This window comes from Streptomyces sp. NPDC045778, from assembly GCF_056431945.1.
In genome coordinates this window covers 1-23,248 of sequence record NZ_JBWKJZ010000062.1, presented here as the reverse complement: position 1 = coordinate 23,248, position 23,248 = coordinate 1, and the positions used below count along the sequence as shown (strand labels likewise).

At 70.6% G+C, this 23,248-nt stretch carries 21 protein-coding genes and 2 pseudogenes; 14 read left to right on the top strand and 9 right to left on the bottom strand.

The genetic code is table 11. The annotated features are described in order from the left end of the window. Positions 1-164: 164 nt before the first annotated feature. The 3 genes from AC07GB_RS39115 to AC07GB_RS39105 form a co-directional block, all read right to left on the bottom strand. Positions 165-581, bottom strand: coding sequence for a helix-turn-helix transcriptional regulator (locus AC07GB_RS39115; RefSeq protein ID WP_478854233.1), 417 nt, complete (start codon positions 579-581; stop codon positions 165-167). A 64-nt stretch (positions 582-645) separates the two neighbouring features. Further along, complete coding sequence (gad, locus tag AC07GB_RS39110) at positions 646-2,007, bottom strand: glutamate decarboxylase (protein ID WP_478854231.1); 1,362 nt, start codon at positions 2,005-2,007, stop codon at positions 646-648. A 624-nt stretch (positions 2,008-2,631) separates the two neighbouring features. Continuing rightward, positions 2,632-2,829 carry a hypothetical protein gene (locus AC07GB_RS39105; RefSeq protein ID WP_478854229.1) on the bottom strand — a complete coding sequence of 66 codons (198 nt, stop codon included), beginning with the start codon at positions 2,827-2,829 and terminating at the stop codon, positions 2,632-2,634. A 189-nt stretch (positions 2,830-3,018) separates the two neighbouring features. On the opposite strand from AC07GB_RS39105, the gene AC07GB_RS39100 reads away from it, so the two are divergent. The 7 genes from AC07GB_RS39100 (at position 3,019) to AC07GB_RS39070 (ending at position 10,019) form a co-directional block, all read left to right on the top strand. After that, positions 3,019-4,224 carry a cytochrome P450 gene (locus tag AC07GB_RS39100; RefSeq protein WP_478854228.1) on the top strand — a complete coding sequence of 402 codons (1,206 nt, stop codon included), beginning with the start codon at positions 3,019-3,021 and terminating at the stop codon, positions 4,222-4,224. Between the two features lie 96 nt (positions 4,225-4,320). Next, on the top strand, positions 4,321-5,601 hold the full coding sequence (locus tag AC07GB_RS39095; protein WP_478854226.1) for a L,D-transpeptidase: 1,281 nt from the start codon (positions 4,321-4,323) through the stop codon (positions 5,599-5,601). 309 nt (positions 5,602-5,910) lie between these two features. Then, positions 5,911-7,350: a hypothetical protein gene (locus tag AC07GB_RS39090; protein ID WP_478854224.1), complete on the top strand. Its 1,440-nt coding sequence runs from the start codon at positions 5,911-5,913 to the stop codon at positions 7,348-7,350. Between the two features lie 36 nt (positions 7,351-7,386). Continuing rightward, positions 7,387-8,127 (top strand): bestrophin-like domain, encoded by a 741-nt coding sequence (locus AC07GB_RS39085; protein ID WP_478854222.1) that lies wholly within the window; start codon positions 7,387-7,389, stop codon positions 8,125-8,127. Between the two features lie 138 nt (positions 8,128-8,265). Then, complete coding sequence (locus tag AC07GB_RS39080; RefSeq protein WP_478854220.1) at positions 8,266-8,781, top strand: helix-turn-helix domain-containing protein; 516 nt, start codon at positions 8,266-8,268, stop codon at positions 8,779-8,781. Between the two features lie 66 nt (positions 8,782-8,847). After that, positions 8,848-9,480 (top strand): hypothetical protein, encoded by a 633-nt coding sequence (locus AC07GB_RS39075; protein ID WP_478854218.1) that lies wholly within the window; start codon positions 8,848-8,850, stop codon positions 9,478-9,480. Next, positions 9,477-10,019, top strand: coding sequence for a flavoprotein (locus AC07GB_RS39070; RefSeq protein ID WP_478854216.1), 543 nt, complete (start codon positions 9,477-9,479; stop codon positions 10,017-10,019). The genes AC07GB_RS39075 and AC07GB_RS39070 overlap by 4 nt, the downstream gene beginning before the upstream one ends. Before the next feature lie 492 nt (positions 10,020-10,511). On the opposite strand, the gene AC07GB_RS39065 is transcribed toward AC07GB_RS39070, so the two are convergent. The 3 genes from AC07GB_RS39065 to AC07GB_RS39055 form a co-directional block, all read right to left on the bottom strand. Further along, complete coding sequence (locus tag AC07GB_RS39065; RefSeq protein ID WP_478854214.1) at positions 10,512-10,667, bottom strand: hypothetical protein; 156 nt, start codon at positions 10,665-10,667, stop codon at positions 10,512-10,514. A 74-nt stretch (positions 10,668-10,741) separates the two neighbouring features. Beyond that, positions 10,742-11,155, bottom strand: a complete 414-nt coding sequence (locus AC07GB_RS39060; RefSeq protein ID WP_478854212.1) for a hypothetical protein — start codon at positions 11,153-11,155, stop codon at positions 10,742-10,744. 115 nt (positions 11,156-11,270) lie between these two features. Then, on the bottom strand, positions 11,271-11,489 hold the full coding sequence (locus tag AC07GB_RS39055) for a helix-turn-helix domain-containing protein (RefSeq protein WP_478854210.1): 219 nt from the start codon (positions 11,487-11,489) through the stop codon (positions 11,271-11,273). Positions 11,490-12,553: 1,064 nt separating this feature from the next. Between AC07GB_RS39055 and AC07GB_RS39050 the strand changes: the two genes are divergently transcribed. Further along, positions 12,554-13,954 (top strand): GDSL-type esterase/lipase family protein, encoded by a 1,401-nt coding sequence (locus tag AC07GB_RS39050; protein ID WP_478854208.1) that lies wholly within the window; start codon positions 12,554-12,556, stop codon positions 13,952-13,954. Positions 13,955-14,129: 175 nt separating this feature from the next. Here the strand turns inward: AC07GB_RS39050 and AC07GB_RS39045 are convergent, their stop codons facing one another. Beyond that, complete coding sequence (locus AC07GB_RS39045; protein WP_478854206.1) at positions 14,130-15,170, bottom strand: LacI family DNA-binding transcriptional regulator; 1,041 nt, start codon at positions 15,168-15,170, stop codon at positions 14,130-14,132. Positions 15,171-15,482: 312 nt separating this feature from the next. Here AC07GB_RS39045 and AC07GB_RS39040 point away from each other — a divergent pair, with 312 nt between their 5' ends. From AC07GB_RS39040 to AC07GB_RS39015, 6 genes and pseudogenes are all read left to right on the top strand, one after another. Then, positions 15,483-16,517, top strand: a complete 1,035-nt coding sequence (locus AC07GB_RS39040; RefSeq protein ID WP_478854204.1) for an ABC transporter substrate-binding protein — start codon at positions 15,483-15,485, stop codon at positions 16,515-16,517. Further along, positions 16,514-17,404 carry an ABC transporter permease gene (locus AC07GB_RS39035; protein ID WP_478854202.1) on the top strand — a complete coding sequence of 297 codons (891 nt, stop codon included), beginning with the start codon at positions 16,514-16,516 and terminating at the stop codon, positions 17,402-17,404. The genes AC07GB_RS39040 and AC07GB_RS39035 overlap by 4 nt, the downstream gene beginning before the upstream one ends. Further along, on the top strand, positions 17,401-18,267 hold the full coding sequence (locus AC07GB_RS39030; RefSeq protein WP_478854201.1) for an ABC transporter ATP-binding protein: 867 nt from the start codon (positions 17,401-17,403) through the stop codon (positions 18,265-18,267). Before AC07GB_RS39035 ends, AC07GB_RS39030 begins: the two co-directional genes overlap by 4 nt. Next, positions 18,264-19,040, top strand: coding sequence for an ABC transporter permease (locus AC07GB_RS39025; protein WP_478854199.1), 777 nt, complete (start codon positions 18,264-18,266; stop codon positions 19,038-19,040). Before AC07GB_RS39030 ends, AC07GB_RS39025 begins: the two co-directional genes overlap by 4 nt. Continuing rightward, positions 19,037-20,182 carry an amidohydrolase family protein gene (locus AC07GB_RS39020; protein ID WP_478854197.1) on the top strand — a complete coding sequence of 382 codons (1,146 nt, stop codon included), beginning with the start codon at positions 19,037-19,039 and terminating at the stop codon, positions 20,180-20,182. Before AC07GB_RS39025 ends, AC07GB_RS39020 begins: the two co-directional genes overlap by 4 nt. Before the next feature lie 914 nt (positions 20,183-21,096). Beyond that, positions 21,097-21,438 (top strand): annotated as a pseudogene (locus tag AC07GB_RS39015) (MerR family transcriptional regulator). Between the two features lie 363 nt (positions 21,439-21,801). Here the strand turns inward: AC07GB_RS39015 and AC07GB_RS39010 are convergent. Both AC07GB_RS39010 and AC07GB_RS39005 read right to left on the bottom strand, forming a co-directional pair. After that, on the bottom strand, positions 21,802-22,161 hold the full coding sequence (locus AC07GB_RS39010) for a hypothetical protein (protein ID WP_478854195.1): 360 nt from the start codon (positions 22,159-22,161) through the stop codon (positions 21,802-21,804). 355 nt (positions 22,162-22,516) lie between these two features. After that, a pseudogene (locus AC07GB_RS39005) lies at positions 22,517-23,118 on the bottom strand (IS5 family transposase); the annotation flags it as partial. Positions 23,119-23,248 lie beyond the last annotated feature (130 nt).

The following is a 23,248-nucleotide window of genomic DNA, read 5'->3' as shown; positions in this document are numbered from 1 at the left end:
CCCCCCCCCCCCCCCCCCCCCCCCCCCCCCCCCCCCCCCCCCCCCCCCCCCCCCCCCCCCCCCCCCCCCCCCCCCCCCCCCCCCCCCCCCGCGCCCGATGCCGGCGCCCGTGTTCGGCAGGAGCGGGGCTCGTGCCCCCACCGCTGTGGGAGACGCCGCCGGCGTCAGGCGTGCAGGATCTTCACGACGGCCTGCGTGCGGTCCGTGACGTCGAGTTTCAGGAAGGCGGCGCGCAGGTGATTCTTCACGGTCGGCTCTGAGATGTTCAGGTCACAGGCGATACGGCGGTTGGACAGCCCCTTGGCGAGCAGCTCCACCACTTCTCGCTCCCGCTGTGTGAGACGCGCCTGGCCCAGCACGTGGTCCATGCCGTCACAACGGCGCACGGGATGGTCGCGCCCCTGCGCCGGGGCAGGGGTCGTCTGAGCGTACGAACTCAGAAGTTCCTCCAGCCGGACGATGATCCTGGTCAGCTCACTCAGGCAGGCCCCGGCCTCCGCCAGGACCGCGTCCGCCGCCCTGTCGGTCTCCTGGCCCTCCTGGCCGCAGTGGAGCGCGCATGGCCCGCCGCACGCGCTCACGCCTCGTCCTCCTCGTCCACCTGCGCAGATCCCGGTGCCCGTGTGCTGACCAGGGTCGTCGTGGTCACGGCCGGGGGGCTCCCTGCTGTTCCTGGAGGGCGGCGACCTCGGTGCGCAAGTTGCGTACGAGGTGCTCAGCCATGTCCTGGCTGAACCCGTGGCGGACCACGACGCGCATGACCCCGACGTGCTCAACGGCGGGGGGCAGGTTGTAGGCGGGAAGGTGCCAGCCGTGGCGGCGCATGCGGTCGTGGATGTCGAAGACCGTCATCGCGTCGTGACCCGGCTGGACCCGGATGCCGACCACCGGCAGATCGTCGCCATCGGAGATCACTTCCAGGCCGGGAATCTCCGCGATCTCCTTCGCCAGGAAGCACGCCACTTCGCGCGAGGTCTGCTGGACCGCCTGATACCCCTCAAAGCCCAGGCGCAGGAAGTTGTAGTACTGCGCGACCACGGGGGCCCCGGAGCGGGAGAAGTTCAGCGTGAACGTCGGTACGCACCCACCCAGCAGCTCGCAGTCGAAGACCAGCTCCTCGGGAAGGTCGGCCCTGTCCTCCCAGACGATCCAGCCGACTCCCGGGTAGACGAGGCCGAACTTGTGACCCGAGGCGTTGATCGAGCGCACCCTGGGCAGCCGGAAGTCCCAGACTCTGTCCGGGTCCAAAAACGGCGTGACGAACCCGCCGACCGCGGCGTCCACGTGGATCGGGATGTCGAGGCCCTGGTCGGCCTGCACCTGGTCGAGCTGGGCGGCGATCTCGGCGACAGGATCGTATTTGCCCAGCGCGCTGGAGCCGAGGATCGCGACCACGCCGATCGTGTTCTCGTCACACGCCGCGGCCACCGCGGCGGGATCCACGCAGTAGTCAGGTTCGGTGATGGGCACGTACTTCGGGTCGACGTCCCAGTAGCGGCAGAACTTCGGCCAGCAGGTGTGCACCGCGGTGGACATGACCAGATTGGGCCGGTCGGTGGCCAGTCCGGCGGCCCGGCGCCGGTTGCGCCAGCTGACTTTCATCGCCAGGCCCGCGAGCATCGCCGCTTCGCTGGAGCCGGCCGTCGAGCAGCCGACGCCGACGCCGTCCGGGTCGTTCCAGAGGTTGGTGAGGATGTTGACGCAGCGCGTCTCGATGTCCGCCGTCTGCGGATACTGGTCGTGGTCCATCAGGTTGCGGTCGAGGCACTCCGCGATCAGGTCTTTCGCCTGCGGTTCCATCCAGGTGGTGCAGTAGGTCGCCAGGTTGAGCCGGGCGTGGGACTCCAGGATCAGCTCATCGCGGATGAGGGCACTGGCCGCATCCGCCGACATCGACTTCCCCGAGAGCTGGAAGCGTGGAACCCCGTCCGGCGGTACCAGGCCGCTGTAGAGGGGGTTGACCGGCAGTACTTCCTCACGGCGGTCGGCATGTATGGGACGCAACATGGGACGGTGTTCTCCTTGCCCTGATGGGTTTCGTACGTTTCGTGGCCGGCGGGCGGTGTCGCGTTGCGTCGGCCGGGGCGGTGCGGAGTGGTCGGCTTCGCGGGAGCGGGCAGCGGCGGCCGCCGGTCACAGTTGCGCGAGCAATTCCTCCGGGCGCCGTACCGCGCTCTCACCCAGCGGGAGCGGCGCGCGGCGCGGCTCCCCCACATCGAGGCCCCGCAGGGCCAGAGGCCCGCCTTGACCGTCGTGGGCGGCCCGCCGGCCAGGAGCGGCAGAAGACAATAGAAACGCTTCCGTGCCTTGGCGAAGTCCCCCGTGCGGACGCCCTCGTAAAAGGGCAGAATCTCGGCGGGGAACAGATATGGCGGGGCCGAGCGCCAGCCCGCAGCTCCCGTCGCGAGGCCTTCGAACCCTTCGAACTCCTCGAACCCTTCGAACCCTTCGAACCCTTCGAACTCTTCGAGCCCGAGCGGATTACTGCCATTGCTTTAAAGCAACCGCCCGCCAGCTCATGTGGCCGGTGCAGGCGCTGCACCTCGCCCGAACTCTCCTTGGCCACCGCCACGTCGTCAAACTCGGTGGTCAGCCGGACCAGCAGCTCGGGCGGCATGTCGATGCCGGCCGTCAGCACGTGCCCGGCTCCCCCGCGCGCGTGGCGATCTGCCCGGAAAGCCCGGAGTCATTGCCCATGTGGAACAGGATTCGGCAGGTCGACGCCCGCTTCTGAAGCCTGGTCCAGGTGCGGTCGGAGATCGCGTCGCGCATGCGTTCCTGGGCGAGCCGCACCAGATCCGGCTTGCAGGCGTCGAAGGACTCACCCATGACTAGGTCTCCTCTGGTCTCCACATGGGACCCTCTAGGTGATCCTGAGCCAGAGATTCCGCAGCCGCCACCCGGCACCTGAATATGATTCCGTCGTACTGGGTAATTCGTGTCAGATTATCCGGCGCACAAGTCGGTTAGATCCCGACGCGGAGGGTGAGCGACGAAACCTGCCCGAGGAGCGGCACCGTGTCCACGCTGACCGAGAGCATCACTCTGGACCGCCTTGAGGCGGACCCCTATCCGGTCTACGGACTGCTGCGCGCCGAGGAGCCCGTGGCGTGGGTGCCGGCCGTGGGCGCGTGGCTGGTCACCCGCTGGGACGACGTACGTCACGTACTGACGAACCCGGAGTCGTTCACCACTGCCAACGACGCGTCTCCCCTGTCCTCGTACTGCGGCGCGGAGAACGTCCTGAACCAGGAGGGCGAGCGGCACACCGCCATCCGCACGTCGGTCGGCGACCGATTCCGCACCGAGATGGCTCCTGCCGTCACCGCGCACGCTCGGAGCGTCGCCGCGCAGCTGCTCCGGGACCTCGGCGGCAGGGATCACGCCGATCTGATGGCCGAGTACTTCGAACCGGTCTCGGTGGCCACGGCGGCCTGGATCCTCGGCCTCGACGAGGTCGGCGGCCTCGACACGGCCGCCCTCACGCGCTGGTCGGCGGACCTGACGACAGCGTTGTACAACCCGTCCAAGAACGCCGCGGCGCACAAGACCGGCGCGGCCGTCTCGACTGAGATGGACCGAACGCTGGCACCGCACCTGACACGGCTGCTCACGCGGCCGGACCACTCGCTGCTGTCGGCACTGGTTCATGCCGGGAGCCCGGCCGACGACGACTCGTCGGGTGTGTCGCAGGCGCTTGCCACCCTCAAGATGATGACGAGCGCGGTCCGGGAGCCCGGCTGGCTCGCCGGGAACACCCTGCACGCCCTGCTCACTCACCCGGAGCAGATGGCCCTCCTGCGAGCAGACCCTGGGTTGCTGAACGCGGCGGTGCACGAGGGGATCCGCTGGGCCGCCCCGGTCGGTGCCGTCGGCCGGCTCACGACGAAGGCCCTGGTCCTGGGAGGCCGCGAGCTGCCGGCAGGCGCACCTGTCGCGCCTGGCATCGCATCGGCCAACCGGGACGAGAGCGTCTTCCCCGCCGCCGACCGGTTCGACGTCCTGCGCGCCCGCACCGCCACTCCCCTGTCCCTCGGCCTCGGCCGGCACGAGTGCCTCGCCGCGCACGTCGTCCCGGCCGTCGTCGAGGGCGCGCTGCGCGAACTCCTGAAGCACTTCCAGGAACTCCGTCCGGAGCAGGAGGTACGGCCGTACGGCTGGAAGTTCCGGAAGCTCGACACGCTCCCGGTCCGCTGGCGCGGCCAGCCCTCGACCGGCGCCTGAGAGAGCACGGGGGCCACAGCGGAGCACCCGCCCCGGGGCCGGCCCGCCTCGAACACGGAACGCGTCGCGCTTGACCAGGTCACCCGACACGTGATCATGGGCAGAGTGTCACGTTTGCACAAGGTGCTGAACAGCCTGCTCATCGCTTGCCCGAGCGCGGCTCTGGTCGGCTGTGGCCTCCTCACCTCCTCCCCCGGAACACCGAGTGCAACGGAGTCCCTTCACGCCGCCCGACGGCCTCCGTTCGTCGGGCCTGCCGGAGCCGGCCGTCACAAGGTCGACCCCGATCGACCCGTCACCGTGTCCCTCCGTGATGACGACGCCGGGATCCGCCTCACCGATGTGACGGTCACCGATGCCGCCGGACGGCGTCTGGCGGGCGAACTCAGCCCCGACGGCTCCCGCTGGCACAGCACCGGCTCACCGACCGCGGGCAGCCGCCACACCATCCGGGCCAGCACGGAAGACGACGGCAGCTCCCGGGCCCAGTGGACCATGGAGTTCGAGACCGCATCGGCCGAACGGGAGGTCAACGCCACCTTCGGTCCCGCAGCGGGCCAGTACGGCATCGGGCAGCCGATCACGGCCGAACTCAGCGCGCCGCTCGACAGCAAGAGCACCCAGGCACGGGCGTTGGTCGAGCGCGCCTTGAAGGTCACGTCCCGACCGCCGGTCGAGGGTGCCTGGCACTGGGTGAGCGACCGGGAACTGCACTACCGACCCCGCCACTATTGGCCGGCCCACACGCGCGTCGATGTCCGCGCCGAGCTGCGCGGGGTCGAGCTGAGTGACGGACTGCGCATGGGCAGTGCCAGGCCCGTCAGGCTCACCATCGGCGACCGCTTCGAAGCCGTCGCGGACGCTCGCACCCACTCGATGACCGTCATGCGCGGGGGAAAGGTCGTCAGGATCATCCCGGTCACCCTGGGGAAGCCGGGCTACTTCACCCGGAACGGGATCAAAGTCGTCCTGGACAAGGAGCGCTCCGTACGCATGCGCAGCACGAGCATCGGGGTCCCCGCGGACCAGCCGGACGCGTTCGACCTCGTCGTGCGCGATGCCGTCCGGGTCACCCGCAGCGGCGAGTACCTGCACGCCGCTCCCTGGTCCACGGGGTCGCACGGGCGCGCCAACGTCAGCCACGGGTGCACGGGCATGAGTGAGCGTGACGCCGCCTGGCTCTTCGGGCAGATACGTGAAGGAGACGTCGTCAAGGTGGTCAACAGCGGCGGCGCGCGCATGGCGCCCTTCGGCAACGGCTACGGCGACTGGAACCTGTCCTGGGCCGAGTGGCGTGCCGGCAGCGCACTGTCCAAGGACCCCGCGAGCCGCTCGGCCCCTGCCGGCACGGCCCGGCTGCGTCCGCAGGGCCCCTGACCCGTCGCTCACCGACTCGTCCGCACCAGCCCGCCCGCCGCCCGCCGTGCATCGTGTGCGTGGACTTCCCCCTCGGCTCACGCGCAGCCAGTGCGGCGGTTTGGCTGGACGTGCCGTGTCGAAGGATGCGCCGCGGGTACGCACGCTCCCTCAGGGGCAGATCCGCCATTCGGCTGAACCCCGGGCCGCAACCTCGCCGACGTGGCGCGCCGCAGGCCGGAAGTCGGCCCACCCGCACAGACGATTTTTCGTGTGATCATCGGACGACGCGAGCGAGCCGGGCACACCCGTCGGCCTGTCCTCCGACATGTGACGGTGCTCCTTACGTCATCTCTGCTGGTGGCGCTCCCGGGCGCGGGGTCGGTGGCGCTCCCGGGCGCGGGTCCCGTGGCGCTCCCGGGCACGGGCCCGGTGGCGGCCGACGGAGCCGGCAAGAACGGCCTCGCACTCCAGGTCACCGTCAACTCCCTCCCCCGGCATGCGCTGAAGCCGGGCATCAGGGTCGGAGACCCGGTGGTGAAGCGATATCGGCTGGTCAACCGGGGCAGCGCCGACTTGCACGGGGTGCGCGTGACCGACCCGGGACTGCCCGGGGCCGCGATCCGCTGCCCGGGAGGCGGCGACCGGGTGCGCATGCTGCGCGGCCTCAGCTCCACGACCTGCACGGCGGAGGCGCCAGCACGTCCCGGCATCTGGGCGGGCGACGTCCTGGCGTCCGGCCGCATCCCGTACCTGCGAGCCGACGCGAAGGCCAGCGTGCCGTCCGGGTACGCGGGGGTCGGTGGCGGTCTCGCCCTGTCCGAGACCGTGACGATCGGCGGCCAGCAGGCAACCATTCACTACGTCGTGCGCAATCCGGGCAACCGTACGGTCCACGGCATCCGGCTCAGCGACCCACTCGTCCCCGCCAACGCGATCGACTGCGGGGGCCGCCGGCCCGTTGTACGCCAGCTCGCCCCGGGGCGGTCGGCCCAGTGCAGCGCGGTCGTGCGCCGCGGGCCCGGGGTGTACACCAGCCGCGGGCTCGCCGAAGGCAACGACCGCATCCGCACGCTCGGGCGCGGAGGCGGCCTTGTTCCCCCGCCCACGCTCGCCGCGCGCTCCTCCGTGCGCTTCGACATCCCCCGGCCTCCGCCGGCCCCGCCAGCCCCACCCGGTCCGCCCGGTCCGCCCGGTCCAGCGGGCCCACCGGGTCCGCCCGGCCCGCCGGCTGCGCCTGGCCCGTCGGCTGGGCCTGGCCGCTCGCAGCCCGCCGCGCGCTCTTCCGTACGACTCGACATCCCCCGGCCTCTGTCGGCCCCACCGGGGCCACCGGGCCCACCGGCTGTGCCTGGCCGTCCGGGACCCGCCGCGGGCCCGCCCGCGCTGTCCGCACCACCGCCCCTCGCCGGGACACCCCCGCTGCTGTTGGCTGCCCCGGTGCTTCCGGTGCCGCCCGGCGTCATCGTGCCGCCGCTGCCCCCGGTCGGCATCGTGGCCCCGGGACTGGCTGCCGAAGCCGCGGCGGAGGCAGCCGCAGATGCTGCCGCTGAGCCGCCGCCCGGCGCGGCAGCCAGGGGTGAGGACACCGGAGGCACGGCGGCGGTGGCACCGCGAGAGCGGGAGGAACAACAGCAGCGGCGTTCCTTCCGGGACCGCTTCTACCGCTCGGGCGAAGGCCCGACGGGCCTGGGCCTGCTCGCCGCCTTGTTCCTCATGCTGCTCCCCGCCGCACTCGCGGCCGCCGTTCTCGGGTCCCGCCGGACGTGATGCGCGGCAGGCCCCAGCCAAGAGGAGTCCCGTCCGTTGACCGAAACCCTCGCCATCGTCCTCGGCGTCGCTTTGCTCACCGCTGCCTGCGTCGTCCTGAAGCACCGCTTCTGGCCGATGGACCCGGACCACGAACCGCGCGAGGACGTGGCGGAGTACATCTCGATGATGGTCGGCGTGCTCTACGCCCTCGTCCTGGGTCTCGCGCTGGTGTCGGTGTGGGATGCCCGCTCCAGCGCCGAGGAGCACGTGGCGGCCGAAGCGGGCGCCGCGCACCAGATCTACACGCTGGCCGCCGGCCTCCCCGCCGCGCAGCGGGACCGGGTACAGACCGACGTACGGGCATACGTCCGGCACGTCACGGACGTGGAGTGGCCCGCGATGGCCGAGGGCGCATCGCTCGGCCGTCGCGGCTGGGAACTGCTGGACCAGGTGCGGGTGGCGGCGCAGGTCCCCGAGGGCGCCACGCCCGCGCAGGATGCCACCGCGCAGGAGGCGCTGGCGCAGCTCAGCACACTCGACGAGGCACGGCGCGGGCGCGAGGCCGACGCGGGCGGCGGGCTCTCCCCCGTCCTCTGGCTCGGCCTGATCGTCGGCGGTGCCCTCACCGTGGCGTTCATGTTCATGTTCGGGGTGCAACGCAGCTTCACCCACGTGGTGATGGTGATGGGCCTGTCGGCGCTCATCACCTTCGTCGTGCTGCTCATCTACCAGCTCGACAAGCCGTTCAGCGGCCTGTTCACCGTGGACACCACACCGTTCACCCGATACTTCTGAGCCCTACGGGACTTCTGAGCCTTACGGGACCGCGCGGCCCTCGCGCCGGACAATCGGTGATCGCCGGTCGACGCACCGTAGGGCCGGGTGCAACAGAGTTGGGCACGCAAAGTGCGTGCCTTCTCCGGGAGCCAGCCCATGGATACTTCCCGCATCGGTCGTCGCATCGCCTACTGGCGGGACCGACGCAGGCTCACGCAAACCGAGTTCGGACACCTCATGGGGCAGACGAAACGGTGGGTGCAGGACCTCGAAGGCGGGAAACGCCAGCAGGACCCACGCCTGTCGGTGCTGGTGCGCGCGGCCGAGATCCTGCGCATCCCCCTGGAGCAACTCTTGTCCGACCGGCCGCCCGAGCCACCGGCGGGCAGCACTCCCCCTGCCGATGTCCTCGGGGTCGTCGACGCGCTCTACAAGAACCTGGACGCGACGGAACCGCCCCCGCTCGCGACCCTGCACCGCGGGCTCGACTACTGCTGCGAAGTTTTTCAGGCGTGCCACTACAGCACCCTCGGCCGAGAGCTGCCCGCGCTCGTCGTCGGCGCGACCAAGGCAGCGCACCACGCCCCGGTGACTCGGCAGTCCGAGGCGCAGGCCGTGCTGTCCCGGGTGTACCAACTGGTGACCTCGTACCTGCACAAGTACGGGGAGTAGACGGCGATTCAGGCCGCGCTCGCCGCCGACCGCGCGCTCGCTGCAGCAGAGCGGTCCGGTGACCCGGTGCACATCGGGGCCGCATCGCGACGTGTGGCCAAGAGCCTGGTGTACCAACAGCGCCCGCAGACCGCGGTGGAGTTCGCCACGTCGACGGCCCGGCGCCTGGCCGGGGACCTGACCGATCGAGGCCCGCTCGGCCTGTCGACGCTGGGCATGCTGTACCTCTCCGCCGCCTTGGCCGCCTCCTCCGAGGACCGCACCACCGATCGGGTGCGCGCGGCCACGGCATTCGTCGACGAGGCCGAGGACGTCGCCGACAGGCAGGGCGCGGACCTCAACGAGGACTGGACGATGTTCGGCCCCACCAACGTCGGCTTGCACAGAGTGGACATGCTCACCCGGTTCGAGGACGGGTGGTCGGCGCTCGAAGCCGCCGATCACCTGGACAAGGCCGCCGTGCCCCAGATGACGCGGGAACGGCAGGCCGGACATCACGTCGCCATGGCACGCGCTTCGCTCTTGGCACGGCAGAAGGACGCTGCGGTGAAGGAGCTGCTCGCAGCGGACGAGCTGGCGCCCGAGGAAGTCGAGGGCAGGCCCGACGCGGTGAACCTCGTCAAGGACGTGGTGGGCAGGCTGCCGAATCCTGACGGGCAGTTGCGTGCGCCGGCACAGCGGTGTGGACTCCGGGCATGACGAAGCCGGTTCTCTACTTGATCGCCTGCGCCGCAGGCCCGACCCAGTACATCGATCGCGGCGTCCGCTGTGCGCAGGCCGCGGGGTGGGACACGTGCGTGATCCTCACTCCCGCCGCGGCCCGGTGGTGGGAGGACCGCCTTGATGAGCTGGAGCATCTCACGGGGCACCGGGTGCGCTCGCAGTACAAGCTTCCCGGTGAAAGCGACGCCCTGCCGAACGCGGACGCCATGCTCGTGGCGCCACTGTCCTGTACGAGCCTGAACAAGTGGGGCGCGGGAATCGCGGACACACTGGCCCTCGGCCTGGTCTCGGAAGGCGTGCACATGGGGGTCCCCGTCGCAGCCATTCCGTACTTCAACCAGGCACAGGGCGCGCAGCCAGCTGTGGCACACAGCATCGCGGCACTGCGTAAGCAGGGCGTGCAGTACCTGGACGGGCCCGGCGGATACAAGCCACATCCGCCGAAGCAGGGAAACCCGGAAGGCTTCCCCTGGGACGCAGCCGTCGCCGCGCTGAACCTGCGCATGGAGCGCTGAGGCGTGGAAGGCCGTGGCGGTCTGTCAGGGGCGCCCACTCTGCGGCAGCCTCGTCGCTCAGCCACTCCGGCGGCTCCGGCGGCAGCCGCTTGACCCTTACCCGGTCGAGCTTGGCGTGCGGAGTCATGGGCGCTTAGCGCGGCGTGCGCGTGCCCGCTCGGCTCCTCGGGGTGCCTCGGCCTTGCTCTTGTCCACATTGCACTGATCCCGTACCTGGCCGCCTTGGCGTCTCGGCCCGCCCATGGTGTGCGCTGGTGGGCGTCGCATCGGCCGTCGGCCGTAGCGTACTCGTGGCACTCGGGGTCGGTGCAGCGTGAGGGCGGGGCGTACGGCCCGGGGGCTACCGGGTGTAGGGGTAGCGGGGGGTCATGGTGAGGGGGATGCCTGGATGGCACGCTCCTGCACGGCCTTGAGGGCGTTGGTCATGGCTTCCTTGTCGAGGTGGGGGACGAGTCGGGCATGGGTGACGCCCGCGCAAGGGGTGTCGTCGTGCTACAGGCCTGCGGCGACGGTGGGCCCGTCGTCCTCGCGGTGGAGATGCTGGGCTGCATCGCGTACGACGCCGTCGGTGAAGTCGGTGGGGAACCCTGCCTCGTTGAGTTCGTCGCGGTAGACGGCGAGGCGCTGCGCGGTGGTGAGTTCGGCCATGGGGTAAGCCTTCTGGGCGGACGTGTGGAAGCCCGGCCGCAGGGACGTTGCGGCCGGGCTTGGGGTGGAACAGGTCAGATCTTGCAGAAGCCTGTCGCCTTCAGCACATCGTTGATCTTCGCGCCCTGCTCTTCCGTCGTCGTCACGTCCTTGTACGTGAAGCGCTGCGACGCCAGCCAGTTGAGGCGCTTGGCCTTGCCGTTGATCGCCATGCACTGGTTGCGCGAAGCGTCGACGGCCTTGTCCTCGTAGCGGACGACGTCCGGTGCCATCGTCCTGAGTGCTCGGAGAAGCTTGGCTCGCTCGACGGCGTTGGGCTCCGGCGGCAGGCCCGCCGAGCGCGCGGCATCGTCCTTCTGCTTTTGCGTCGGTTCAGCGGGGGTGGAGCTTGGGCTGGCCTTGTCGTCGGCCTTGTCGTCGCTGGACGAGCAGGCGGTGAGGGCGAAGGCGGCTGAGAGCAGAAGCGCGGCGGCGGTGCGGTGGCTCATGGTTCCCCCGGGAGCGGTGAGTTGGAGGGGGTCATCATGCCGCGTGCGCGGGGGGAGGCGCCTGGTTTTGGACATGGGTGTGCGGAAAGGTCGTGGCGCACGAGATCGGTGCACGTCAGGCGGCTTCGCTGCGCTGGCCTGGCCTGGTGGGCTTGGCGGCGGTCTTGGCAGCCGTGACGTCTTCGACGCGGTAGTAGGGGCGTCGGGGGCCTCCGCCTGCTCGGTGGAGAAGGCCGCGGCGTATCCAGTCGCGGGTGGTGGCAGGTGCGACGCCGCACGCTTCGGCGGCGTGGGTGGTCGTCAGGAGGCGGGGGGGGAGGGATGGGTACTCCATGGGCCCGTGATGCGCCCCACTCGGCGGGCATGGCGTAAGCCCTGTCCCGACGTTCGGATCGGGGCGTGGCCGGGGCGCGGCGGGGTTCAGCCTTGCCCCTCGCGACTCCCCATGAAGCGATCGATTCGCCAGGGGATGGTCGGCGTTGTAGCCGATCCGGATTCGCTGCCACCACCGCTGGTCCGGCTCCGGGTCGGGGATCGGGTGGCCGATGGTGACGTGGACGTGGCGGTCCACCGGCAGCGGCGGCTCCGGGCGCGGGGCGGGGGCCGGACAGGTGGGCGGATCCGGCGGGCGCGGGGGTGGCGGAGGTGCGGGTGGTGGCGCCAGTGGCGGCCAGGGCGCCGGTTCGCCGGGTTCGCCGGCCGGGGATGACGCGCGTCGGCGTGATCGGGGTCCGCGGGTCCTGGTCATGCCGCCCCCCCCCCGCACCACAGGCAGACCATCAGCGCGCACGTCCATGTGGTCCCGACCCGGACACGGCCCTCGCCGTAGGCGTTGAGCGCGAAGATGGCACTGACGGCGGCTGCGGCTATGGCCCGGGGCGGGAACAGGATGAAGGAGAGGACCACGGCGCGGCCAGTGGGCCACGAGCCCGGCGGTGACCGCGGTCCCGGCGAGGGCGCCTCTGCGCCAGCCGTGCTGGTGGTAGACCTGCCAGGCGGTGAGGACGCCAGAGGTGAGCCCGGCGGCGGCAAATGCGGCTATGAGCAGCATCTCGGGGGCCTGGCGCAGGATCTGGGTAGGGGCCGGTTGCACGCTGCGGATCCAGGACTCCACCAGGTCCGCGGGCACGATCGCGCGGCCTGCGCCGGCTCGTCGACGCTCAGGCCGCGCTGGACGCGCACGTTCCCCAGTTCGACAAGCCGCTCGCCTCGGGCCTGGTCATCCGTGAGCCTGTAACGCGAACTCGACCGAGCAGGTGCGGTGAAGTCCAGTGCTGATCTTTCTTGACCTCCGGATGGCCGAGTGCACAGGCGTGGCAGCGGCCCGCTGCCTAACGTGGCGGTGTGTCCCGTCCCATCCGTCGGCTGAGTCAGTGCTTGGCTCTGCGCGCCCGCAGGTTGACCGCCGCGGCGGTTCGACGTGTGTGGGTGTGGGCCGAGATGCGGGGGCGGATCACTTCCGAGGATCCTGGCGGCCACCGCTTCGCCCACCTGGGCAGGGGCGTGTCCCTGGGCTTCCCCGTCGGGTCGCTCTACGGGGAGCCATGGATCTCGATCGGTGACGGCACTCTCGTCGCGCCCCAGGTCACCCTCAGCGCGGGGCTCCTACCTGGCCTCGATCTGGGTCCGGACCCGGTCCTGCGCGTCGGCAGTGGCTGCCTGATCGGCCGCGGCACGCACCTGGTGGCCCTGGAGTCGGTGACCATCGGCGACCGGGTCTTCATCGCTCCCAACGTCTACATCACCGACCAGAACCATACCTACGCCGACCCCCGCCGCCCCATCGGCTGCCAGCCTCTGAAGGTTCGACCGGTCTCGGTCGGTGACGGCTGCTGGATCGGAACCGGGGTCATCGTGCTCCCTGGAACGCGGCTCGGGCGCAACGTCGCGGTGGCGGGCGGCTCCGTCGTCCGCGGCGAGTTCCCCGACCACTGCCTCATCGGAGGGGTGCCCGCCCGGATTCTGCGGCGCTATGCCCCTGGGACGGGCTGGCGACGCACATATCCAGAGGAGAACACCGTGCCGGCTCCCCCATCCTCCGGTCGGGAGATCCCGATCATGATCGTCGGTGATTCGATCAGCCACGGCAGCAGTGGCGATTGGACCTGGCGCTACCGCCTGTGGAAGCACCTGAGTGACTGCGGCGTCAGCCTGGACCTGGTCGGTCCGAAGAACACCCTGGACAACATCCGTACCATCGAGGTCGGCGACGACGACAGTACGTACGCCGACGCGGACTTCGACCGCGACCACAACGCCCAGTGGGGCCGCCCCTACCTCACCGAGAAGGACGAGATCGAGGCCAAGGTCCGCGCGCACCGACCCGCGTATCTGCTGGTCCTCCTCGGCATCAACGACCTGTTCTGGTACGGGGTCGAGCCGCCGCAGTTCGAGGCGAACCTGCGGGAATTCCTCGCCAACGCCCGGCGCGGCGACCCTGGTGTGCACATCGTGCTGGGCACGATCCTGCGGTGCCAGAAGGCGGTCGACGACCGGGAGTTCGGCGGCCGGGTCAGTGCCTGCAACGATCGGTTGCGTGCGGTGGCACGTGACCTCGACCGCCCCGGTTCCTCGGTGGTCGTCGCTGAAACCGCCGCGGAGTTCGTCGCCGCCGAACATACCTGGGACGGTACGCACCCCAACCCCAACGGGGAGTTCCGCATCGCTGCCGCCTTCGCCGATGCCGTGGCCTCCCGCTTCGGTATCGGCGCACCGTATCCACGCCCCTATCCGGACGTTGCGCCGGTCACCCCACAAGCCAAGGCCAGCATCGACCACGATCCTCCTCTGGACGTCTGAGCAGCTGCGGTGACATGCGCCGGTGATCCCTCAGCTTCCGGTACGGCCGAAGGCTCGGAGGTCGAGAAGGATCCGTACTGGACTTCACCGCACCTGTTGAGGAGTCGGCGCCGCCGCGGTCCGGCGCGGGGCCTGCGCCGGACACGCAGGGACTGAGCAGGAGGCACCGCCCGCCTCAGGCGCCGGCCCGTCGGGCCGTGGTCTCCCGGGCGACGACGCGATGGCTGAGCACAGTCGTCGCCGCGCCGTCCGTGGCGGCCGGGCGGGCTGCCCCGGAGCGGGCGGCGGTGTCGATGATGTGCCGTGCGGCCAGTGAGCCCATCTCGTACAGCGGCAGGCTCACCGTGGTCAGGCCGACGAACTCTGCTATCCGCAGGTCGTCCATGCCCGCTACGGAGATCTCGCCCGGGACGTCGATGCCTGCCCGGCGCAGGGCGCTCAAGGCGCCGACGGCGACCTCGTCGTTGGCGGCGAGGATGGCGTCGGGCAGCGGGCGGCGGGCGATGAGCCGCAGCGTGGCGGCGTGTCCGGCCTCGTGGTGGAAGCCGCCGGGAACGCACTGCGCACTCTCAACCAGGCCCGCGTCGGCCATGCACGACAGGAAGCCTTCGCGGCGGTGTGTGCTGACCGTCATGCCGGGCGGGCCCTCGATGAACGTGATGCGCCGGTGCCCGAGCGAGACGAGGTGGTCGGTGATGTCGTGGGCCACGGCGCGGTTGTCGACGATGACGGACGGGCAGCCGAGGTCGCGCACGGCCAGACAGACCGCCTGCACGCCCTCCTCCTGGGCGCGGCGCACGGCCTTGACCAGGTCCGGCGCCTGCGGGTCGTCGACGTGGCCGCTGCCGGCGAAGATGACGCCTGCGGCGCGGTAGTCCCGCATGGCCCGCAGGCGGCTGATCTCCGTGGCGGTGCGCCGGTCGACGTTGGACAGCATCGTCACGTACCCGGCACGGGTCGCCACGTCGTCGACGCCGCGGGCGATGACGGAGAAGTACGGGTTGTCGATGTCGCTCACCAGGACGCCCACGAGGCGGCTGTGCGGCGAGACCATGGCGCGGGCGAGTGCGCTGGGCGAGTACTCGAGGCGCTCGGCGGCCTCAAGGACCTTGGCCCGGGTCTTGGCCGAGATGGGATGGTCGGACCCGCTGAGCACGCGTGAGGCCGTGGAAACGGCCACGCCCGCCGCTCGGGCGACTTCCACCAGGGAACTCACACAACACCGTCCACGCAGTCTTGAAGGCTTCCGGGCCTTGAAGGTCCCCGGGTCTTGAAGGTCCCCGGGTCCTGAAGGTCCCCGGATCTTGAAGGCTAGCGGATCTTGAAGGCTTTCGGGAAACGCTTGCCTTCCATGGCCACAAGATGACACAGGGCGGGGCTCATTGGCAACGACCGCACTCAACCCCTGCTGTTTTCACCGCTGTTGCCTCTTGACGGCTCCACGCATCGACTGTCTAGCATCCTGAGGAAGGCATACGTTTGCCTAGCCGATGACCTCGGGGAACCGAAGCCAAATGAGGGGGATGTCATGCGCACCTGGATCCGGCCCGCGGCCTGGGCCGCCTGGACGCGTACCAAGCGATGCACCGCCACCGCGCTCTTATGCGCCGCGACCGCGGCAGCGACCGCCTGCGGCGGCGGCACGGGCACCGAGACGCGCGCCGACGGGACACTGTCGTTCACCGTGGCGGTCGTCGAGCCGGACATCACGACCGTGCCGGTCCTGGCAGCCCTGGACACCGTCCGGCGCCAGGGGCACGACGTCGACGTCGTGGAACTCGCCGCCCCCGAACTGGCCATCGAGGGCCTCGCCATGGGCGACTACGCGATCTCGGCGGAGGCGACGGGACCGGCCCTGAGCGCCATCGAGCAGGACGCCCCCATCAAGATCATCGCCGATGTCGTCGGCAACCAGTGGGCGCTCTACGGCAGACCCGGCGTCACCTCCTGCGACGATCTCGACGGGCGCCCGTTCGGGACCTTCAGCGCGGGCGCGGTCGCCACCGCCATGGCCAAGGACTGGGTGCGTACGCACTGCGGCGCCCACAAGCGCCCGCGCTATCTGACGCTCGGCGGCTCGGACGTCCGCGCGCAGGCCCTCGCCTCCGGGGAGATCGACGCGACGCCGCTGGAGGTCTCCGACGCCGTCGCCCTGGAGTCGTCCACGGAACCGGGCGCAGACGGCCTCACCCGGCTCGCCGACTTCGCCCGGACCCTGCCGGACCTGCACCCCCAGACCGTCTACGCCAACGCCGACTTCCTCACCGAACACCGCAGCGTGGCGCAGGCGTTCGTCACGGCCCTGGTACGCGAACACGCCCGGATCAACGCCCGGCCCGGCCACCTCGCGCGCCTGGTGCGCCGCTACCTTCCGGAGCAGGACGAGACCGACGTGGCCCGCATCGCCGAACGGTACCGCTCAACGCGGCTCTTCGACGCGGCGGCCCTCACGCCCGAAAACGTACAGGGGACCATCGACTTCTTCGCCCGCGCCGGAGTGATCGGACGCGGCATGACCGCGCGCGAAGCGGCCGACCTCAGCTTCCTCAGGGCCGCCTCGTGACCGCCGCGACGACACCCCCGAAGACGACACTCCGCAAGGCGCGAGGGCGCACCGGCACGCAGGCGGGCCCCCGCCCCGCACGGCCGGCAGGACCACTGCGGCGGTGCCTCGACCGGAAACTCCCCTACCAGCTCCTGACGTTTACCCTCTTCGCAGCGGCCTGGGAGCTCTACGCCCGCGCCCGGGGCGGCCTGCTGCTGCCCGGCTTCGCCGAGACGCTCCGGGCCACCGTCGCGCTGCTGGGCGAGGTGGAACTGTGGCGCGCCCTGTACATCAGCAACCAGGCCCTGGTGCTCGGCTTCGCCCTCGCCGTCGTCGTCGGCGTCCCGGTCGGCGTCGCCCTCGGCCGCTTCCGCCTCCTGGAGCGGTACGCGGACGTCTACCTGAACATCCTGCTCGTGACGCCGGTGGCCGCGGTCATTCCGCTCCTGGTGATGTCCGTCGGCGTCGGGCTGACCTCGCGGGTGGTGCTCGTCGCGGCCTTCTCAGTCGTCATGGTGATCGTGAACAGCCGTGCGGGGGTGCGGCAGGTGGACCCGGCGCTGATCGAGATGGCCCGCTCGTTCGGCGCCGGTGAGCGCTGGATCTGGCGGTGGGTCCTGCTGCCCGGAGCCCTGCCCGCGATCATGACGGGCGTACGCCTCGGCCTGGGCCGCGCGGTCACCGGCATGGTGCTCGTCGAACTGCTCATGGTCTCCGACGGGCTGGGCGGGCTGATCCTCACCTACCGCGGCCTGCTCAAGGCACCGCCGCTCTACGCCACCATCGCGATCATCCTGGCCGAGGCGCTGCTCCTGGTCCGTGCCGCGCACTGGGCCGAGCGCGCGCTGACCCGCTGGACCCGCCCTCCCGAAACCCGTCCTGACCCGGCAAGGAGCACCCGATGATCACGATTGACGGACTGAGCAAGAACTTCACCGCGCAGGACGGCACCTGCGTACGAGCGCTGAGCGACGTCGGCCTCGACGTGGCCGAGAACGAGTTCCTGACCGTCCTCGGCCCCAGCGGCTGCGGCAAGACCACCCTGCTGCGGGCCATCGCCGGGCTCGTGCCCTGGGACGAGGGCGACATCGTCGTCGACGGGGTGCCGGTGCGCGGGCCCGGGCCCGAGCGGAGCATGGTCTTCCAGAACTTCGCGCTGCTGCCGTGGGCGACCGTCCTGGACAACGTCGCCTTCGGCCTGCGCCTGCGCGGCGTCGGCCGGGCCGAGCGCGCCGAACGCGCCCGCGCGCTGCTCACCACAGTGGGCCTCGCCGGCTGTGAGGCCAAACTCCCCGGCGAGTTGTCCGGCGGCATGCAGCAGCGCGTCGGGATCGCCCGCGCCCTCGCCGTACGCCCCCGCGTACTGCTCATGGACGAACCCTTCGGGGCCGTGGACGAACAGACGCGGCGGCTCCTGCAAGAGGAGTTGCTGTCCCTGTGGGAGGAGCAGCGGCTGACCGTCGTGTTCATCACCCACAGCATGGAGGAGGCCGTCCTCCTCGGTGACCGCGTCGCCCTGATGAGCGCCCGCCCGGGGCGGATCGCCGAGATCGTGCCGGTGCCGCTGCCCCGGCCGCGTTCCCACGACGTCGGGGGCCTGGCGCGGTCCGGTGAGTACGCCGACCTCACCGCGTACCTGTGGGAGCGGCTGCGCGCGATGCACTCCGAGCGCCAGCCGGAGAGGCACGCCGAGCACCGGCCGGAGAGGCACGCCGAGCACCGGCCGGAGAAGCACGCCGAGCACCAGCCGGAGAGGACGGCCTCATGAACGCCCGCTTCTCCTTACGACACGTGCCCGCCACCCCCGTCAGCCTCGCTCTCGGCGCCGCGGCCTGGGAGACGGTCGGGCGCACGGCAAACGCGTCGTCGCTGCCGCCCCTGAGCCGGGTGCTCGACCGGCTCGCCGAGATGTCCCGCGAGGGCCTGATCTTCAGCAGCCTGGCCGACAGCCTGGTCAATCTGGCCCTGGGCCTCGCCCTCTCCCTCACCCTCGGGCCCCTCATCGGCACTGCCATGGGCCGCTCGCGCCGGGTCGAGGCGGCGCTCGGCGTCTATGTGCACGCCCTCCTCGCCGCCCCGTCCCTGGTCTTCGCGCCGGTGTTCTTCTCGCTGCTCGGAGCGGGCCGTGGCTCGATCGTGGCGGTGGTGGTGATGTACGCCGTCTTCGTCGTCATCGTCAACACGGCCGCCGCCGTGCGGTCGGTGCCCACGCACCTGGTGGAGATGGCGCGCTCCTACGGCGCGAGCGAACGCCAGGTGCTGCTGCGCGTGGCGCTGCCCGCCGCCGCACCCATGGTCATGGCCGGGGTACGGCTCGGCGTCGGACGCGCCGTCACCGGCATGATCAACGGCGAGATGTTCATCGCCGTCGTCGGGCTCGGCCACCTCGTCACCGAGGCGGGCGGCCGCTTCGACAGCGCGAGCGTGCTCGCCGTACTCCTGGTCGTCGTCGCCGTCGCGCTGGGAGCCCTGGCGCTGGTGGAAGCCGTCGACCGCAGGATCACCCACTGGGTTCCACCGACCGCGAGGAGCAAGCGATGAAACTCGACGCCTACAGCCACATCCTGCCCGAGCGCTACTTCGCACGCATGCGCGAACTAGCCGTCGACACCGCCGCCCTCAAGCGGTGGCTGGAGCTGGACGCGCTGCACGACCTCGACGCGCGCCTGCGGATGATGGACGAGTTCGGCGACGGCTACCAGCAGGTCCTCACGCTGTCCTCACCGCCGATCGAACGGCTCGCCGCACCGCACGAGTCCCCCGCGCTCGCCCGGCTCGCCAACGAGTCGCTGCACGAGCTGTGCGAGCAACACCCCGACCGGTTCCCCGCCTTCGTCGCCTCCCTGCCGCTCAACAACCCGGACGCGGCACTCGCCGAACTCGCCTTCGCCCTCGACCACCTCGGCGCCCGGGGCGTCCAGCTCTTCACCAACGTCAACGGCAAGCCCCTGGACGATCCGGCGTTCCGCGGCATCTTCGCCGAGATGGCCAGGCGGGACCTGCCCATCTGGCTCCACCCCGCCCGCGGCGCCGCCTTCGCCGACTACGCCACCGAGGACACCTCCCGGTACGAGATCTGGTGGGCGCTCGGCTGGCCGTACGAGACGAGCGCCGCCATGGCCCGGCTCGTCTTCTCCGGCCTGCTCGAAGAGCATCCGTCCCTCAAGATCATCACTCATCACCTGGGCGCCATGATCCCCTACCTCGAGGGGCGGATCGGGCTCGGCTGGAGCGATCAGCTGGGCAGCCGCACCGCGGGCCCGGACCTCGCGCGCCTGCGCGGCACGGTGCTGCCGCACAGCCCGCTGGAATACTTCCGCCGCTTCTACGCCGACACCGCCCTTTCGGGCTCCGCCAGCGGCATCCGCTGCGGCCTCGACTTCTTCGGCACCGACCACGTCCTGTTCGGCACGGACTGCCCCTTCGACCCGGAGGGCGGCCCCGGCTTCATCCGCGAGACGATCCGCGTCCTGGCCGCGTTGGACCTCACGGACGCGGCTCGCGCGCGGATCTACCACGGCAATGTCTTGCGCTTGATGCGGCTGCCGGAACCGGCCTCGGTGCTGTCCGTGCCGTCCGCGCCGTCCGCGCTGTCAGTACCGTCCGCGCTGTCAGTACCGTCCGCGCCGTCCGCGCCGTCCGCGCCGGAAAGGGACGCGTGCGGCCCCCGGGAGCGAAGTTAGGGCCGGTCCGAGCGGAGACGGTGTCTGACTGCCATCGCAGGTGGTCCGCGGATGCGCGTGCGCGCGAGTCCTGCGGACGGTCCAGGCGCACATACCCGACGGGTCTCGGCCGAGGCCGGCAGGTCGCACAGCCGGGGCCCCGCACAGCGGATGCGGATGCGGATGCGGATGCGGATGCGGCGCACTATCTGCTCGAACCGGTCCCGAAAATCTACCTTGGCTGGAGTAGACATTGACTGATGGTCTGGCTACAGTTTCTTCCGTAGCCGAGATCGAGAAAGCCCGGCAGAGATGAACTGCCGGGCAGCAGTACACGCAGTTCGCAGGACGGTTCGGTGGTGGAGTTTCGAAGCCAAGGTGGTTGCAGGACGGCGACGGGACTGACGACCGGACCGGGTGGCCCGCAGTGATCAGGGGCCGCCGTGAGCAGTACAGCAGTTCACGCAGTAGCAGTACCCGCAAATGCAGTGCAGCGCAGTGAGCACCACCTCGGTGAAGGCGTCGGCTGCGGACGCGCGCACCGGGCAGTTCGGCAGTGAGGTTCCAAGCCAGAGCAGACGCAGGACGGGCGACGGGACCGGCTGCCGGAGAGTGGCGCTGTCACAGGTCACGCAGTTGTACGCAGTACCAGCAGTAGGTAAGTGATTGATCCCAGAGGGAAGAAACGGAGGAGCCGAGCGCCATCAGGATCGCCCGGGCTGATGTTCTGAGCCCGGGTACCGAAGGACATCGATAGTGAGGTGGTCTCCGGTCAAGCAACCGCGATCCCCGCGTCCCCGACACCTTCCAGGTCGGGTTGGCGGACACAGAAGGCCGGTGCAGTATCAGAGCCGGCAGATGGTGTAGCAGTTCCTTCGGGGACCGGGTGCCGTACGGCACCCGGTCCCCTCGACACGTCCCGCAGAGAAGTGCGGATGACAGCAGACGGTTCGTTCGGGCGTCTCGATGACGACGGCTACCCCGCCTGCACCATGGGCCAGGCCGCCGAGATGCTCGGCACTAATCAGGGGCCGCGCCGATGACGCGGAGCCCCCCCCCGCCTCATCACCCCGCTGCGCTCCAAGGGCGGACACCGCCGCCACTCCCGCTGCCAGCTGCGCATCGCCGCCCGCGCCCGCGAACTCGTCGAGCAGGGCACCCCCATCGAGGCCACCTGCCGCATCATCATCTTCGAAGACCAACTCGAAGACACCCAGCGCATCCACGCCGACTACCGTGCCGCTGCCGAATCAGAGAGCCTGAGGACCGCAGGCTGAGGTGACGGGAGCCGCCCGGCCTGATCTTCTCGCCCGCGCTCGGAGCACGCAGATACTCCGGGGCAGGCCCTGACGTCCGGTTGCTTTGCAGGTCACCGGTGAGTCCGTGATGCTCGGCCGCCGCGCCTACCCGCTGGCGAAGTCCTTCGAGCCATGACCCGACTGGGGTTCCCCTGCCCGAGCCCGCCCCATACCGCCGAGCCCAGCCGGACTCTCAGCCCGCGCTCGGCGCCCCTCCCCCGCCCCCGCCTGACCGAGCGGCAGGCGCGAGCCCTCCCCAGAACAACAAGGAGGGCCCGGCCGGCAGGCGCCGGCCGGACCCTCACCACGTACCGAGAGATCTCTCAGGCCGCAGCGGCGCTGTCAGTGATCGGAGTAGCTGAAGTCACCCATGGTCCAAGCGCTGACGTCAGCGATCGCCACGCGGTACATCCCGCCCGTCTCCGGGATCCCCACCGTGCCCTGCAGAATCCGCGCCACATGGAAATGCAGATGTGTGGGCGGCTTGTCCTCACGCGTCGTACCGGTGAAGACGGCGGAGAATTCACTCAGCCGGGCCGAGTCCGCCAGGACCTCCGACACCCGCTGCCTCCAGACAGCTTCGGGAGCCAACCGCCCCGTGATGACAGCGCCTCCGGCGACCACGGTCAGAGACATCTGATTGCTGTGCCCGGACTCCACCATGGCGGCGATGTCAACGAGCAGTTCGTCAGGCTTCGACATGAGAGACGATTTTAGCCACCGCCCGGCCGGGCGGCGTAAGCGGTGGCGCTCTATGCGAAGCGCAAGCGCGACCGCGCATCCGCGGGTGGCGCGAACCACTCTGTTCCAGCATCGCCCAGCTACGGCGTCCCTGTCGGCCCTCATGGAAGGCACGGCTACCGTCCTGGAGGCCGGCGATGTCCTGCGCCCTGAGCAGTTCCCAGAACGGCGGCAGCACGCCGTGTCGAGACCGGCGAATTTCCCCGGTGTATGGCAGGCGAGCCATCGCTCGATGCGGGTCAAGGGCTCAGTTATCGACGACGGCATGCCCGGAGCATGCCCGCCCGCCACCATGAAGCGATGCGCAACCCAAGATTTCCAGACGGTCCGTTCGGGACTGCCGAAGGGGGTCGAAGGCCGGCGGGCGTCTGCCCTGACTGCCGCGCCGGAGCCGGTTGCGAACCTGGTCGGACCGTTCCGGAATGGTGTGCCGGATGTTCCGTCGCCGCAGCCAGCCGCGTATGGCCCTGGAGCTGTAGCCCTTGTCGCCGATGATGTGGTCGGGTCGGACCCAGGGCCATCCTGGTCCCGGCCGGGGCGCTGGTCAGGCCTCCTCTGGACCGGCCGAGCCCCGGGGGGCGGAGCCCCTTTTCGCGCTCCGGCCGCGTGTTGGTGGGCCCGGACGATCGTGGAGTCGACCGACACCAGCCACTCGATGTCCCCGGCCGCATCCGCCCGCAGCCCGGAGCATCCGCTCGGAGGTGCCGTCCTTGGCCCACCGGCGGAAGCGGGTGTGCAGCGTCGCCCAGGAGCCGTACCGCTCGGGCACGTCCCGCCAGGCCGTTCCGGTCCGGAACTTCCAGACGATCCTGTTGAGGACCCTCCGGTCGTGCAGCCGCTGCTGCCCCGCTCAGACCGGGGCCGCAGCGGCTGCGCGAAGGCCCACTCGGCATCGGACAGTTCGTGGCGACGTATCACCCGACCATGACCTCCGATCGAAGATCAACGACAGACCCTAGGTTCTGTCGTCAAATGTCACGCCCACATCAGGAGTGAGGCGAGGGTGACTGCTGCGTGGTAGGACTCGGCGGTCTTGTCGTACCGGGTG